We start from the raw sequence: 15,429 nt of genomic DNA, 5'->3' as shown, positions 1-15,429 counted from the left end.
ATTAATCAACGACGGGGCCCACCAGCCGTGACCCATTTACACGACCCTATATGCAACGATCCATCTGCTCATGGATGGCATGCCTAAACCTTTGTTTGGGAGGTGCCTGTAGGTGCACAATGCTAGCCTTTGTCCTGCTCAAACGTAGGAGGTTAAAATGCAAGCAATGAAGTATATCGCTCTGGGGATGGTCTGGTTCAACGTCCTACTGGCAAGTTGGCTGTCGCTCCACATGCTCTACAATCCCGAGAGCTGGTACTATTTTGTACCGGGCGTCACAGATACAGGCTTTTATAACCAGCATTTCATTCGTGATATCGGGATTATTCAAGGGTTTGTAGCGGCAGCCTTTATTGTTGGCGTTTTTCGTGAGGAACGGCGCATCGAGCTGTGGGGTGCTGCAACATTGTGGCTCATTGCGCATGGCACCTTTCATTTGTGGGAAGTGGCCGTCGGTATTTGCTCATCGTCGGTTATTATCCGTGATTTCCCTGCCGTTAGCCTCCCTGCAATCATCGGGATTGCTGCGACAATCTGGGCGTCTAGCCAGAGGAAATTAGTGCGGGCTTGAATTGGCGAGCTTGGGTAGGGAATGCAGGACGTCGACGTTCGGCGTTCCTTTCCGGGCAAACCATCGTTTGGGATGCAATGTCCGTCGAATGAAAATATCTCAAGGCTGTGAGCCGTGTTAACCGGACATGATGGAGATGATGAACGCAGGGATTTTTCCGGTTTCGTCCTGCGGCCAACGAACTGGCAGCCGAGCGTCCCACCCATCCGGCTCCGCCTCTGATTCACTCATTTAGAAATCTCACGGAAACAAGAAAACGCCCGTGGTAGCCCGAGACAGACCTGGGAACTAGCGACGTTGTAAGCTGGATATCATAAGCAGCTCCTATTGACGTGGTTGGCACGCATATAAACCATGGTTTATGGTCCATCTGAACCGAAGTGATGGTATGCTTAGTTCGACCTATAATCGTCGCAACTTGAGGTTTCCTATTTGCGCCTGTGCGGCCTCTGAATCACCTGGCCAGGTGGTTTACACGAGGCTGGTGTGGATGGCGAAATCTCGATCGAGGCAAAATCATGCAATCTGCTCAAGCTATGCCGGACCCCTCAGCTGATCCAATCATCTATGTAGTGGATGACGATGAAAACCTGCGCGAATCTTTGCTCGACCTATTCCTGCTGACAAAACAGCGGGCGGTGGCGTTTTCCAGTGGAACTGAATTCCTACAATTTGCTGATAAAACTGTGCCCGGTTGTGTCGTTGTTGATCTCAGGATGCCGGGCGTTACTGGGCTAGATCTCCAGAAGCAGCTGGTATCAATAGGATGCAGGCTACCCATCATCTTTTTGACAGCCTATGCGGATATACCAACGAGCGTTCGTGCGATGAAAGCGGGTGCTACTGACTTCATAACAAAGCCCTTTACGAACCAGGATTTGTTGCAAGCGGTAAACCACGCCATAAAGTTAGATACTGAGCGCCGGAAGATTGATGCAGAAATTGACCAAATTCGATCGCTGGCCGAAAGCCTGACGCCACGTGAAAGCGAAGTAATGTTTGCTGTGGTTCGTGGTTTGATGAACAAGCAGGTCGCCTATGAGCTTGGCATAAGCGAGATGACCGTGAAGATTCATCGAATGAGCGTTATGCGCAAGATGCAAACAAGATCATTGGCTGACTTAGTTCGCAAAGTCGAACAGTTGACACGCGACAGCGCTTCGTAACGGTTCGAGCATCAAACTCGTCAGAAGGTTCCTCAGCGCTTACGCTGTACGCAAAAGCAAAAGCGCTACCTGCTAAATTCATTCGATGTTTCAGATGCTTGCAAGAACGTAAGAGACCTCCCCAAACCTACGTTTAGCTATTCGTCGTTCGATATTCGCCTAGGGTTGAGGAAGATCGCCACAAGAAGAGGCGATCTTCACACAAGCTAGGAATGAAACAATGACACAGCGCGTTAATTTCGCAAAGGAATCCACGGACATTACGAAAAAGTTCGTGGAGTTCGTGGCCGCTACGAAGGAAAGTGCGGTCGAAGAGTCAATCCGTGATCTAGTAAACGTTCGCATAGCTCAGCTGAATAATTGCACCTTTTGCATCGACATGCATGTCAAGCAGGCGAAGATTCACGGCGAACGCGAACTTCGACTTTTTCATCTGGCCGCGTGGCGCGAGTCTACGTTGTTCGCACCGAGAGAGCGTGCTGCTTTGGCTTGGGCTGAGGTTCTGACCAAACTTCCGGATCTGGGCGTGTCAGACGACATCTATGAGCGTGTCCGCACGCAACTAAGCGAAAAAGAAATTTCTGATCTTACCTTTGTCGTCATGGCCGCCAACGCTTGGACACGTGTGAATAGTGGCTTCAAATCGGTGCCAGGTTCCTCAGATGCGATGCTCGGGCTCGATAGCTCGGGTTTGAAATAATCACTGCGCTAGCGGCGCGGTGAAGCGCCTAACGCAACCAAACTCAAGGAGAGAACAGTGAAAATTGTCGTTATTGGTGGAACCGGCCTGATTGGTTCCAAGCTTGTCGCTCGTTTGCAAGCCAAGGGCCACGAAGTTATCGCGGCCTCACCAGCATCGGGCGTGAACACAATCACGGGCGAGGGCCTGGCTCAGGTGTTGGAGGGCGTTGATATCGTTGTGGACGTCGCGAACTCACCTTCATTTGAAGACAAGGCGGTCATGGAGTTTTTCCAGACCTCAGGACGAAACTTGTTGGCAGCAGAGGCTAAGGCCGGAGTGAAGCATCACGTGGCACTCTCTGTGGTTGGTACGGATCGCCTGCAGGACAGTGGATATTTCCGTGCGAAATTGGCTCAGGAGAAACTCATCAGGGAAGCAAAAATCCCATACACCCTTGTGCATTCGACGCAGTTTTTCGAATTTATGTTCGGAATTGCGCAATCGGGTACTCAAGGTGATAAAATCCATTTGTCGCCCGCAATGATGCAGCCCATTTTCTCTGACGACGTTGCAGACGCACTTGCGGATCTTACCTTGGGTGCTCCGCGCAATGGTATAGTCGAAATCGCTGGCCCTGAGCCGATCCGGATCTCGGAGGCAGTTGAGAAGTACCTTCTCCAGATTGGTGATCGCCGAGAGATCGTAGTTGATAATCAGACGAAATACTTCGGTGCGTTGCTCGATGACAAGACGCTCATGCCGGGAGTTGGTGTTCGCGTTGGAAAGACGCGATACTCAGAGTGGGTGAAGACCGCTACGCCGCCACCTGGACGGTAATCTTAGCGGCGACCTTCGCCGCCAGTCTCTATTGATAAAGATATAAGGGGTCGCGAGAACGCGGCCCCTTTTTTTTCTTCAACTCCGCAGGGTTAATGGGTGTCGTTGCTACGATAGTTTATCAGAATTTGGTAAGCTTACCGACGGTACCTCCATAGAAAAAGCCTGGTCCGGTAAACCGAACCAGGCTGAATATGTCCAGAATGAGCTGACGTTATTGTCAGCCTTCAATGAACTTTAGGATGTCAGCGTTGATGAGATCTGCGTGCGTTGTGGCCATCCCATGAGGGAAGCCCTTGTAGATCTTGAGTGTCGCGTTTCGCAAAAGTTTAGCAGAGAGAACCGCAGAGTCTTCCACCGGGACTACCTGATCGTCATCGCCGTGCAACACGAGGGTCGGCACGCTGATTGCCTTCAAATCGTCGGTGAAGTCTGTTTCTGAGAAAGCTGTGATGCCGTAGTAATGGGCATTTGCAGCACCGGTCATACCCTGCCGCCAATAGTTCTCGATGAGTGCCTTTTGGGGTTCAACGCCGTCGCGGTTGAACCCGTAAAACGGACCGCTTGCCACATCGTAGTAGAATTGCGATCTGTTCGCTGCCAAAGCAGTACGGAAATCATCAAAAAACTCGATCGGTAGTCCGCCTGGATTATTTGCGGTCTTTACCATAATCGGTGGAACTGCACCGATCAGTACGAGCTTAGAAACGCGCCCCTTGCCAAATTTGGCTGTGTAGTGGGCTGCTTCACCGCCTCCTGTTGAGTGCCCAACGTGAATTGCACCCTTGAGGTCGAGGTGTTCAACGACAGAAGCGACATCGGCGGCATAGTGGTCCATATCATGACCGTCGCTGACCTGTGCTGACCGACCATGTCCCCGGCGATCGTGAGCAACGACACGATAGCCTTTCGATAGGAAGAACAGCATTTGGTTATCCCAGTCATCGCTGCTCAGCGGCCATCCGTGGTGGAAAACGATTGGAGTCGCATCCTTTGGGCCCCAGTCTTTAAAGAAGATCGCTGTGCCGTCTTTCGAGGTTACATACCCGAAGTCACGCGGACCTACACTGGACGCTTTCTTTTTATCGGCTGCCTCAGCAGGCACCGAACTGATAGCTGCAGCTGTCGCGGCGATGAGCGTCCCTGCCATAACGCCTCTCCGAGAAGAAGTCATGGATCTAATATTCATTTCAGGTCTCCTAATGAAAGTATTGGAAGCGAGCCTGACCAGTGAAAATTGATATTCATTTTTTTTGGTCAGGGAAATGACGCTATCGATCTGTAATAATTGATGAAACTATACATAGGTTTCCCTTCTTCTAGGGCGTATTACAATGTGTTTAGCTCTCGATTTTCGGTGAATTTCGTGAGGGGTAGTTGGAAGTCATCGTTGCCGTGAGCGTGCGACCAATATCTACATCTGCTGTCTGCCACTCAAAAAGTTGCGTCCCAAGGATATGATCGTGGACAATTAGGTCCCGATCAGTCGTAAGGAAAAATTCTGCATGGATACTGTCGTTGAACCCTGCGAAAAGCATTCTTTGCATTCTCGGCAGGCTATTCCGTTCGCATACGACGATTTCAAAAAGTCCTATGGTCGCGTCCCAATGTGCCTTCGACAAGGGATTTCTCGTCGCTGTAAGCGCTCTATCAGAGTAGGCATAGATCTCTGGTAGACTGAAAAACTCATCGATCTCCGACCGACCAATGCCTCCACGATCAGGCTGCCAGTCGTATTGGTTCAGCGCACCCATCTGATATTCTGAGACCAGTCTATTATGGCTCAGGATTTCCCTACTCTTGTATCCGTAGCCGTTTTTAAAGATCGCCGTCTCCATCGAGGCGTGAGAGTAGTCGTAGGGCTTATCCCTAACGCGTTCGATGGTATCCTTCAGGTCCCTGATGTACTCCATGTACGATGTGACTGGCATATTAAAGCTCCGCTAGAGCAGCCCAGGTCAGCCTTCGAGGAAAGCGAAATGTGGCTTAAGTTTCATCTGTGAATACAGAACTGCTATCGTTGGATGAGTCGCTAATGATGGAATGATCCCATCGCCGCGCGACCATTTTTACCCAGCTCTAAACTCAGTTCACAGCTATACGGAGGTTTGTTGGCCAAGCGAGTTGGTGGCACGAGATGATAAACGAAGGGGGTACGCGACCTGGAGAACCCAGAGACTAGATGATCGGGGTCGCCAGGCACCGTTGAAGGGTACTTTCCTTCCTGTGCCGTAACAAACGAAAGAGGATACGTGGAATGCCTTGCGCGTTTCCATTGCTCCATCAAGAATGATTTCGTTTCAATTTCAGAGCGTGCACTTCAATCGAGTTGTCGAACCCACTAAGCTTGTGCGCCCCTAGAAATTCTGTTCTTGACTCACAGTTCGCTGCTTGCACAAACTCTCTCGATATCAGAACTTGGCGTCCAAGAGTTTTTGTGAGACTTTCCAGGCGCGATGCGAGGTTTATGGCCTCTCCGATAACCGTAAAGTCTAGTCGGCGCGCAGATCCAATGTTCCCATACATAACCTCTCCCAGATGGACTCCGGTCCCGAAGTTTATCGGATGATGTAGTGGATCTCTGTGTTCTAACGCCGCATGAGCATCTGTTACAGCTGCCAGCAGGCGACCGCACGCATCAGGTCGATCTAACGGAAACACCGACAATAAGCCATCGCCGATGAACTTTAGGATTTCACCACCGTATCGCTCAATAGGCTCAGAAATGATGTCAAAATAGTCGTTAAGTACGCTGATGACCTCATCTCGGGGTTTGCGGGATGACATCTGAGTGAAGTTTCGGAGATCGCACATCATGATAGCAGCCCGGACTGTGACACCACTGCCGCGCGTGGTCGCACCATCCAAAATCTGCTCACTCGCATGTGGACCTACGTATGTTTCGGGTAATGTCCGGGCGAATTGGTTCTTTAGCCGGATCTCAGTAACTAGCGAAAATAGTGGTAGAATTTCACTAATGAGATTGATTTCGTTTTCCTGGAACCCGTCGGGTCTATCAGTTGAGAATGTTATGAGATGACGCCGCCCTTGCGTATGATCTAATGGCCACGCCGAATAGTCTGAGTGACCCAGTGCTCTCAACTCGTCATACAAATGGAATAAATGAGGTCCTATTATCTGAAGCCGTTGCCGGATCGGTTTGCCGGTTAGGATAACACGGTGAAATGGACTGCGTTGGAAAGCGTCCGTGGCTTCAACATCGTAAGCGATAGTTTGTTCTTCAACTTCTTCTCTGTCCCTGCACCAAATAATTCGCGTGCCGAGCCACTGCGGATGATAGACGCGAAAATGTAGGGTACACCTACTAAGAGCTAGGCCTGCCTCACTAAGTCGATCGCAGAATTGCTTGAAGATTGCGGGAGCACTTGGCTCGTTCCGAAGAGCAGTTGAGAGCCACTGCTGTAACGTCCCCCGATAGCTGCAATCCATTTCTTCGCCCTCAGTTCTACTTTGGGGGAAAGACCATATGATGCTCATTCCCGTTCGACTGGAGAGTTTATTCCACCACCGATACAGATGCGGAAAAGACGGAATCTCTCCACCAAGACTGTTGACGGCGAAGGATTTCGATCTCGCGCATTTGGCTTTACGCGTAACTTCGGACGCTTCGGCGTGTTAGAAATGGCCCGATTTTCATTTTTACATCTAGGTTCGCGTATCGGCAGCTAAACTTACGTTCAATTTCGGGGGCGCATCGGGACAGGCACTCATCTAGCGTAGCAGCCATCAATGAATGCGAGCAGGTCAGCAGAATTGATGGGTTTTTCGACAAATGCTGCAGCGCCCGACGCTTTAGCCGCGATCCGCGTGCGCGCATCTGAAAATGAGGTCATTATGCAGACAGGGGGGCCACCACGCTTCACTATAATTTCTAGCAGCTCTATACCGCTGGTACCCGGCATTTTCAGGTCTGCGAGTACACAATGTGCTAGGTCAAGCTCACCAGACTGAAGGAAGATGTCGGCCGATCTGTAAATTCTGTTCCTGATGCCCATTGCGTCAAAGAAATCGCGCAATGACTCCAGCAGAAATGGGTCGTCGTCCACTATCGCTACCGCTTTAAAAAGTTCGGAGTTCATTTCACCTCGGACATTCACGGGCAGATTGGACCACGGGGCAGGATTGAATTGCAAATAATATGGACGTCTAGTCAAGCATTTCGAATTGCCGAACGAGTTCCGCGAGCGACGTGGCCTCCATTTTTCGCATGACGCTACCTCGATGTAGCTTAACCATGATTTCGCTTATGCCGAGTTCATATGCGACTTGTTTATTCATAAGCCCGCTTGTTACTAGCCCGAGAACCTGCTTTTCGCGTGGAGTTAGGGTCTCAGCGCGCTCGCGAATAATTTGGCGATAAGCTCTCTGCTCTTGCTGCCCGCTATCGATCGCAAAGGCTGTTCTGATCGCGTCTAGTAATTCATAGGTCCGTAAGGGTTTTTGCAGGAAATCGACCGCCCCGGCTTTCATAGCATTTACGCTGGTTGCGACATCTCCATGTGCAGTCATAAAAATCACTGGCAGCTCATATCCTCGTGTTTCCAGCTCACGCTGGAACTCGATGCCGTTTACCCCTGGTAGTCTCACATCTAGCAAAACGCAGCCGCCGGTACCTCTAGATGCTCGGGAAAAAAAGTCGTTAGCATCACCAAACACATCTGTCTCAATACTGAGGGACAGAAACAGGTCCTGCAAGGAAAGACGAAAAAGCTCGTCGTCCTCAACTATGTGTACGATTTGCCGCGATGCGGGCATCTTGTCGAGGGATTTGGCAGCGACCGCCATGAAATTTCCTCCCGCCATTGTTGGACTGTTGGCTATACCAACTTTGCACTAGTGCTCCCCTTAGGGGCAAGTAAACCAACGTTTGCTATCTCATTGCAAATGAACGAAGAAGCCTATTGCGAGTTGAGGGATGTGCCGGTGGCTACCACCGCTAGGCTGAATTGAAATTACACCCGCTTCGTTCGTTGGTATCACGTTCTGCGTTCACAAGTGGCCTCGAATTATGCTCAACTTCGGTCGACACCTTAAACCTTGATTTAATAGCCAAAGCGCTTGGCCTCACGTTACCCTCACGTCCGCGGAACATGCATGCGAGGGATGGAATGTTGAGACTCTACGATAGCCGACTTTCTGGAAACTCTTGGAAAGTTAGGATTCTTCTGAACCAACTTAAACGACCATTTCGGCGTATTTCGCTTGAGTTGGAGCGCGGGGAAACAAGGACGGAGGCGTTCACCGAGCTCAATCGGTTTTCTCGTGTTCCTGTTCTCCAGCTATCAGACGGCCGTACCATCGTGGAGTCAGCGGCGATTTTGTTAAACTTGGCGGAAGGCAGCGATTTCCTTTTTGATGATCCATACCTCAATTCCCAAGCGCTGGGCTGGATGTTCTACGAGCAAGGGGACCTTCAGAAGTATCTGGCATGGCCTCGGGTTTACCACATTAGGGGTATGGCAGACGCCCACCGAGAGCGAATTTTGCAGCTGCAGAGTGATGGGTACAAAGGTCTAGATAAGCTTGAGTTCTGGCTCGAACAGCATTCGTGGCTGGTTGGTGAGCGTTACTCCGTCGCTGATATTGCCGTGTTTGGTTACGTTTCGCTAGCAACCGAGGGCGGCTATGACATGGAGCGTTTTCCAGCCATTAACCGTTGGCTGGACCTGGTAAAATCTCAGCATGATTGGTTGCCGATATTCGCGAAGGGCAACTTCGAGACCGACTAATCTTCGTCCCCCATCAAGTGGTTAGTCAGCTTGTAGTAACAGAGCATTTTGCAAACTGGTCATCCTTATTGACCTGACGAGCTTGAGCTGACCCCAAATCGAGTGCGATCCATGGCAACTTCTGTTTCTATCATTGTTTTAAATCTTCTCGGTGTTGCAGGCATCGTGATCTGGCACATTCAAGGTCGCTCCAGACCAACAGAGCGACTTGTTACGCAGATCGCTTTTTTTCTGGTAATGACGGGGACACTCGTTTTCACAAACGTTTCGCCTTTTCGGTTCAATGCCTCCGAGATTGATAGCCATACCACGCTAATTGTTTCAGCGAAAATTCTGTGGTGGACCCATATGGCATGGGCCACAATTGGTTTTGTGCGCCTTTACATCGTACTTGATGGCATGCCGCGCGAGGCCAGATTAATACAGGACCTCTTGGTCGCGATGACTTATCTCGGCGTCCTGCTTTCCGTTATGGCCTTTGTCTTCGGGGTCCCAATTGGGACGTTGTTGGCCACTTCGGGGATCGTCGCGATTATTTTGGGTTTGGCGCTTCAAAATACTCTCGGTGACGTCTTCTCTGGGATAGCCCTTACCTTGGGCCGACCTTACGTGCTCGGTGATTGGATACTCTTAAGTGATGGTGTCGAGGGGAGAGTCGTAGCCAGCAATTGGCGCTCAACCTACATTCTCACGTACGCACACAATGTGGTGGTCCTGCCGAATAGTGTCCTGGCGAAACAAGGCCTGACGAACATTAGCAAGCCAGACGAAAATCACCTGATCACGCTTCCTTTGAGAATTATCCCGACCAAAAGACCCCGGTTTGCAGTTGATGCACTTAGGCAGGCATTGAGCAATTGTAACAGCATAATCCAACAGCCACCCCCAATCGTGGCCGTTGTGGGTATGAATGGCGCTGCTCTTGAGATGGAGCTCCATTTTCGTGTTCCTGGACCGCTACAACGCGGTATCGCCCGGAACGAAGTCATAGATTTGGTCTATCAACACTGTCTTGCAAATGGATTGACCTTAGCAAAACCTATCGGTTCGCAGATATTTGAAAGTCTGCCGACGTCCCAGCGCACGGCATCTGAAAAGCTCTTCGACTCTGCACCTTTACTAGAAGGTCTCACAGATCACGAGCGTTCCACTCTCGTTGCTTCTGCAAAATTGAAGGAGGTAAATGCCGGTGTGACACTTACCTCAAAGGGGCAAGTCGCGAAAAGTTTTCTGCTAATTAATTCTGGCATCGTTAGCTTGAATGACGACAGCGAAGAAATCGTCCGGCTTGCGCCTGGCGACTACTTGGGTGCCAAAAGTATGATCACTGGCGAACCAGAAGTTCATGAAGCCAGGGCTACTACGCTCACGACGTTCTACGAGATTGAAAAGTCTGATTTCGAAAACTTGCTGTCTAATCGAACTTTCCTCGTCGACGATATAAACCGTCGACTTACTCAGGCCCGTGTACCGCAACGAAATGGGGAAGAACCTGTCGTTTCTCCGCAGGTCAAAGCTGACCTCATACGCACAATTCGCTCTGCATTTGGTAGCCTTTGATGTTTGCCCGAATGGCAACGCTGAGCAGAAAAGGGTATTTTGATATGCCGTCCCAGATGCCTAGGCTTGATCTCAAGGACGTTTACTTCTTTGTTCATGTCGTCAATCGGGGAGGTTTCACCTCTGCGAGTGGTAGTCTTGGTGTGTCAAAATCCACACTGAGCCATAGAGTACGAGAACTTGAAGGATCTCTGGGGCTCAGGCTCATCAACAGAAGCTCTCGTCATTTCGGTATGACAGATATTGGTAATGAGTTTTATCAACATGCCCTGCAGTTGCTCGCGAGTGCAGACATAGCTGAAGGATTCATGCGGCAACGCTTGGTCGAGCCTAGCGGTACGATCCGAATGACGACTGCTGTAGAAATCGCCCAATTCGCGATGAGTGATCTCATTCCCGTTTTTTTGAACAAGTATCCAAAGGTAAAAATCGTTCAAATTGCCACCGACAGGTTGGTGGATATCGTTGGGGAAGGGTTTGATCTTGCCTTGAGGGGACATGTCGCAGCTCTACAGAATTCCACTCTTGTTCAGAAAGCGATTGCAGCAGTGCCATGGCATATCTTTGCAAGCCCTGACTATCTCGACCGCGCTGGTTTAATTGCTGAGCCGAAGGACCTCACCGCCCACGCTACGTTATCAATGGACCGTCACGGTGCCGAAAGGTGGCAGCTAAAAAGCCGGAATGGCGAAACTGTAGATGTGTCGATTGACCCACGGTTCTTGAGCAACAATATGATTGCTCTCAAGGAGGCCGCCTGCGCCCATCTTGGTGTGGCCGCGCTCCCTGGATACATATGTCGGCAGGAACTGGCGTCTGGAAAGTTACGTCACATTCTTCCTGATTGGATCGCCGCAGATGCGCGTATGAGCGCGCTCATACCATACCGAAACGGCCTTCTACCCGCTGTGCGCTCGTTCGTTGATTTTCTTGCTGATGAAGTCCCCAAAGTGACAGCATACACACCGACTAGCTGTTAGCTCGTACGGAACCGCAGCGTTTCTCCATGGCGCTGGTTCCAGCCACATCGGTAACTTGAACAAGGAAGATAGCCGCGATGATCGGTCTTTTGGAGGAAGCCGTTGGGCTGGTTACGTTCGTAAGGACGGTTCAGACAGGATCTTTTAGCGCCGCAGCCAAAACACTTGGTGCCACTCCTTCTTCTGTATCGAAAAGCGTTACAAGGCTGGAGGCGCTCGTAGGAGTTAAGCTATTTCTTCGGTCGACCAGGACGCTGGTTCTTACTGCCGAGGGAGAAGCCTTTTACGGAAAAGTTGAGCCGCTGCTTCCTGAACTTGAAAGTGCTGCTGATGCGGTCCAGTCCCACGACGGTGTGTCCGGACATCTTAGAGTCACCCTTCCTGGCGAGATGGGCCGCTATCTGATTGGTCCAATCTTCAATGAGTTTATGAGATCCTACCCTGCTATTTCATTGGAAGTAAGCATGAGTGATCGGCACATCGACGTACTGCGAGACCGATTTGATATCGCTTTTCGCGTGGGGAATCCTGAACAGGGCGGGCTGATGTCGAGAAAGCTCGGGGATCTTGAGATGGTGCTGGTTGCCGCACCATCATTCGTGAAAACTTATCCTGATGTACGCAGTATCCATGACCTGATCGAGCTACCATTTGCGAGATACGTTATTGGCGGTCGCGCCTACCCAATTCGTTTTTCTGGTGGTATGGAAATTCAGCCTAAGGGGAGAGCTGATCTGGACTCTGCGAGCGGCATAAGGGAGGCGGCGCTCAGTGGATTGGGTGCCGCACACTTGCTCAAACGGGTTGTACAAGAAGACATAGACAACGGATCGCTTGTCATGCTGCTTCCAGATTTTCGTTTAGAGAAGGTTCCGCTGATCTCGCTGCATGCTTACGGTCGAATGCCAAATCGAAAAATGCAGCTTTTGATCGACTTTGTGGCACAGACCGTCCGGAGTTTTCGTTGAGGGTAGCCAAACACACCACATATTGAAGCCGTCCAAGCGTGTTGGACGCGCTGTGGCCGCTTGGTTGTAAAACGATGCTGCATTACTTTTGTCCGCCGAATTTCGTACCAAAAATTTCGACGCTGACGGGAGTCGGACGTGATAGCCCCGGGTCGTATCAAAATTGAACTACTAAGCCCCGTCTTCAACAGAGATTTCACGAATGACTGAATTAACTGTTCGACGGTCGGTTTTGCTTGCAGGCTTGGCGCTGGTTTGCGTGAGCGTGTACTGGGCGACAGACCGCATTTTTAGTCTTCTGCCGGTTCTGATCCTATTTGCCCTGATTATTAAAGAACGTGCGTACAAGTACGCGCTATCGATACTTTGTCTGGGATTGCTGGGAGCCTTAATTGCACTTCACAGCGAAAGCGGGGTCGGAGAGCGAGCTGCTACTTGGGTGGAATTTCTTCTGGTCGCTCTCGGGACAAGCGTTATCGCAAGACGCCTACCATCATTGCTCAACGTAATCGAAAACACGCCAAATAGCCTACATGAAGACCCGGTCGGACAAGGTAGGTCGATTGATATTGAGGTCCACCGAAGGACCGTTGATGCACTTCGGAACCGAGAGAGAGAGTTGCTGGAGTTCGTAAACGCCGTGCCTAGTAATCTGTGGAGGCTCTCAGAAAGTGGAGAGCTCAACTTTTTCAATACGAAAATGGCAGATTACTTGGGGCGTACGGTCGAAGATATTGGGGCCAACGGTATAGGCCGCCTGGACACAATGATCGAGATGGCGATCCATCGCGATGATAGATCGGCCTTCAAGTCTGCAATGAGCCAATCACTCGAAACGGGAGAAGCTTTTTTCCTAAGATATCGGCTTCGGCGGTTCGATGGTGCCTATCGATGGATGTCCAGCCGAGCTGAAGCGTCGCGTGGTGACAACGGTGAGATACTGCAATGGTATGGTCTTTGTCATGACATAGACGAGCAAGTGCAAGTGGAAGAAGCCCTGAAACGTAGTGAGCGTCATTTGCAGCAGTTGATCGACGCTCTTCCAGCCCGTGTTTGCAGTTGGACACCGGAAGGTAATGTCTCATACATAAGTAGGCGCTACCTCGAAGAACTAGGTCTTCAGCAGGCGACTTTTAATGAGATGAGCGTTGCGGCGATGAAGCTCGTACATCCTGATGATGCTTCTAGGATTAGTTCAAGCGCCACAGAAGCGATCAGAAACGGAAAAGTTTTTTTGACGCGATACCGCAGACGATCAGCGGATGGCAATTATCGATGGACAGATGGAAGATTTGAGCCTCTACGAAATTCTGCGGGACAGATAACGGAGTGGTTTGGCCTAGCCATCGATGTCGATGACGAGATGCAGGTACAACGTGCACTTCGCGATAGTGAGCACGCCTTGCAAGAGCTAGTCGAGACACTTCCAGCCCTCATTTACTGTGCCGCACCTGACGGCAAGCCGATCTATCGCAGCAGAAAATTGCGGGAATATCTCGGGTTTGGCTTGGAGGATAAGGATGAGTTGGGCAAAACTCGCCTGGATGGAACGCTCGATTCAATTATCCACCCCGACGATCTGGACCTGGTACGGGAAAAGTATGGCCATTGTCTTGCAACCGGTGAACCGTACCTTCACCGACATCGCTTGAGACGTCACGATGGCCAATACAGATGGGTAGAAACGCGTACTTCGGCGATGCGCGACAATGACGGCAAAATCGTTCAATGGAATGGCGTGTGTCTCGATATCGATGATTGGATGCGAGCTCAGGAAGAATTGGGGCAGGCGCAGCGAAATTTGGCGAAAGCTGGCGAAGCGGCCAGTTTGGCAGAGCTAACCGCTTCTATCGCGCACGAGGTCGGGCAGCCTCTTGCGGCAGTAATATCGAGTGCAGATGCCTGCCAACAATGGCTTTTGGCAACCCCGCCCAATCTTGATCGCGCCGAGAAAGCAATGAACCGCGTGATTAAAAGTGCAACAACTGCCACAGCAGTTGTGAACCGGATCAGGGCACTGTTCAGACACAGCAGCGACGTGCGGCAACCAGAGTTACTTGGTTCGGTGTTAGCGGAAGCTCGCGAGCTCCTGACTGAGGAGGCTTTGCAACGAAACGTGCGCATGGAAATACAGAGTGTACCTGGTCTACCTCCGGTATCCGTTGATCGTGTGCAAATCCAACAGGTATTTATCAATCTTGTGAGAAACGCATTTGATGCTTTGGAAACGGTTTCTCCCAATAGGATACTGAAAGTAAGAGCTTCACTACTCGATGATTTTGTCCAGATCGAAATCACGGACAACGGTATAGGCATTCAAAATCTCGATAGAATATTTGAGCCATTTTTTACGACAAAGGAGCAGGGGATGGGAATGGGGCTGGCTATCTGCCGTTCTATTATTGAATCCCACGGTGGACGCCTATGGGCTGAAAATGTGTTGCCTATTGGCGCCAGGTTTACGTTCACACTTCCTATGCTTGTCGATGAACGATCAGCGGCTTAGAGATTTAGCAACTGGAGAGTAATGTCCGGTTCAGCGCATTCTATGTGTTGATTGCGAGTTCTATAGCGGATCTCAGATCTAGACTTGCAAACGGCTTGAAAAGACACGTTCCTGCTTTTTGTGCTTCGTAGATTGCTGCTTCGTGCGCATGTCCGGTCATGAATACGACGGGAATTTTTATGTTTCGGCGTCGGAGCTCGACGTTCAGCGCTACACCACTCATACCTGGCATAGTGATATCGAGTATCAAACAGTTTGTTTCAGGAAGTAGCGGTGAGTCCAAAAATTCATATGCGGACGCAAAAGTTTTTACTTGGTAGCCAAAGACTTCAAGCAAGTCGAGTAGGGACTCCCTTACTGATTCATCATCGTCAATGATTGATATGAGCAATGAATCTCTCATGCCGTT

The 15,429-nt window shown here is 50.4% G+C and carries 15 protein-coding genes; 9 read left to right on the top strand and 6 right to left on the bottom strand.

The features are described 5' to 3' along the window. Window positions 1-157: 157 nt before the first annotated feature. The 4 genes from MRBLRC7O_RS14320 to MRBLRC7O_RS14305 all read left to right on the top strand — a co-directional run bounded on the left by MRBLRC7O_RS14320 (window position 158) and on the right by MRBLRC7O_RS14305 (window position 3,256). A complete protein-coding gene (locus MRBLRC7O_RS14320; protein WP_060726437.1) occupies window positions 158-571 on the top strand; it encodes a hypothetical protein in 414 nt (137 codons plus the stop codon). Between the two features lie 518 nt (window positions 572-1,089). After that, on the top strand, window positions 1,090-1,737 hold the full coding sequence (locus tag MRBLRC7O_RS14315) for a response regulator transcription factor (RefSeq protein ID WP_060726436.1): 648 nt from the start codon (window positions 1,090-1,092) through the stop codon (window positions 1,735-1,737). Window positions 1,738-1,957: 220 nt separating this feature from the next. Beyond that, window positions 1,958-2,437, top strand: coding sequence for a carboxymuconolactone decarboxylase family protein (locus tag MRBLRC7O_RS14310; protein WP_060726501.1), 480 nt, complete (start codon window positions 1,958-1,960; stop codon window positions 2,435-2,437). 57 nt (window positions 2,438-2,494) lie between these two features. Next, the gene (locus tag MRBLRC7O_RS14305; RefSeq protein ID WP_112354858.1) at window positions 2,495-3,256 is read left to right on the top strand and encodes an SDR family oxidoreductase; all 762 of its coding nucleotides are present in this window, start codon (window positions 2,495-2,497) and stop codon (window positions 3,254-3,256) included. Between the two features lie 220 nt (window positions 3,257-3,476). Here the strand turns inward: MRBLRC7O_RS14305 and MRBLRC7O_RS14300 are convergent, their stop codons facing one another. The 5 genes from MRBLRC7O_RS14300 to MRBLRC7O_RS14280 all read right to left on the bottom strand — a co-directional run bounded on the left by MRBLRC7O_RS14300 (window position 3,477) and on the right by MRBLRC7O_RS14280 (window position 8,062). Continuing rightward, window positions 3,477-4,445, bottom strand: coding sequence for an alpha/beta fold hydrolase (locus tag MRBLRC7O_RS14300; protein WP_112354859.1), 969 nt, complete (start codon window positions 4,443-4,445; stop codon window positions 3,477-3,479). Window positions 4,446-4,596: 151 nt separating this feature from the next. Next, window positions 4,597-5,187, bottom strand: coding sequence for a hypothetical protein (locus MRBLRC7O_RS14295; RefSeq protein WP_111801606.1), 591 nt, complete (start codon window positions 5,185-5,187; stop codon window positions 4,597-4,599). 352 nt (window positions 5,188-5,539) lie between these two features. After that, window positions 5,540-6,070, bottom strand: coding sequence for an adenylate/guanylate cyclase domain-containing protein (locus tag MRBLRC7O_RS14290; RefSeq protein WP_367727714.1), 531 nt, complete (start codon window positions 6,068-6,070; stop codon window positions 5,540-5,542). A gap of 914 nt (window positions 6,071-6,984) precedes the next feature. Beyond that, a complete protein-coding gene (locus tag MRBLRC7O_RS14285) occupies window positions 6,985-7,356 on the bottom strand; it encodes a response regulator (RefSeq protein ID WP_060726432.1) in 372 nt (123 codons plus the stop codon). Window positions 7,357-7,423: 67 nt separating this feature from the next. Further along, entirely contained in the window at window positions 7,424-8,062 is a 639-nt protein-coding gene (locus MRBLRC7O_RS14280; protein ID WP_112354860.1) for a response regulator transcription factor, read from the bottom strand. A 323-nt stretch (window positions 8,063-8,385) separates the two neighbouring features. On the opposite strand from MRBLRC7O_RS14280, the gene MRBLRC7O_RS14275 reads away from it, so the two are divergent. The 5 genes from MRBLRC7O_RS14275 (at window position 8,386) to MRBLRC7O_RS14255 (ending at window position 15,020) form a co-directional block, all read left to right on the top strand. Further along, window positions 8,386-9,006 (top strand): glutathione S-transferase family protein, encoded by a 621-nt coding sequence (locus MRBLRC7O_RS14275; protein ID WP_111801716.1) that lies wholly within the window; start codon window positions 8,386-8,388, stop codon window positions 9,004-9,006. Between the two features lie 111 nt (window positions 9,007-9,117). Continuing rightward, on the top strand, window positions 9,118-10,566 hold the full coding sequence (locus tag MRBLRC7O_RS14270) for a mechanosensitive ion channel family protein (RefSeq protein WP_112354861.1): 1,449 nt from the start codon (window positions 9,118-9,120) through the stop codon (window positions 10,564-10,566). Between the two features lie 11 nt (window positions 10,567-10,577). Beyond that, the gene (locus tag MRBLRC7O_RS14265; RefSeq protein ID WP_236731809.1) at window positions 10,578-11,546 is read left to right on the top strand and encodes a LysR substrate-binding domain-containing protein; all 969 of its coding nucleotides are present in this window, start codon (window positions 10,578-10,580) and stop codon (window positions 11,544-11,546) included. Between the two features lie 77 nt (window positions 11,547-11,623). Beyond that, window positions 11,624-12,514 (top strand): LysR family transcriptional regulator, encoded by an 891-nt coding sequence (locus MRBLRC7O_RS14260; RefSeq protein ID WP_112354862.1) that lies wholly within the window; start codon window positions 11,624-11,626, stop codon window positions 12,512-12,514. Window positions 12,515-12,716: 202 nt separating this feature from the next. Continuing rightward, window positions 12,717-15,020, top strand: coding sequence for a PAS domain-containing protein (locus MRBLRC7O_RS14255; protein ID WP_112354863.1), 2,304 nt, complete (start codon window positions 12,717-12,719; stop codon window positions 15,018-15,020). A 40-nt stretch (window positions 15,021-15,060) separates the two neighbouring features. Here MRBLRC7O_RS14255 and MRBLRC7O_RS14250 read toward each other — a convergent pair whose 3' ends face one another. Beyond that, window positions 15,061-15,423 (bottom strand): response regulator, encoded by a 363-nt coding sequence (locus tag MRBLRC7O_RS14250; RefSeq protein ID WP_111801720.1) that lies wholly within the window; start codon window positions 15,421-15,423, stop codon window positions 15,061-15,063. Window positions 15,424-15,429: the final 6 nt, after the last annotated feature.

It is taken from the genome of Agrobacterium radiobacter, assembly GCF_040801995.1.
In the GTDB taxonomy this organism is placed as follows: domain Bacteria; phylum Pseudomonadota; class Alphaproteobacteria; order Rhizobiales; family Rhizobiaceae; genus Agrobacterium; species Agrobacterium radiobacter.
The sequence above is the reverse complement of the archived record's forward strand: the minus strand, read 5'-3'. Positions and strand labels throughout refer to the sequence as shown.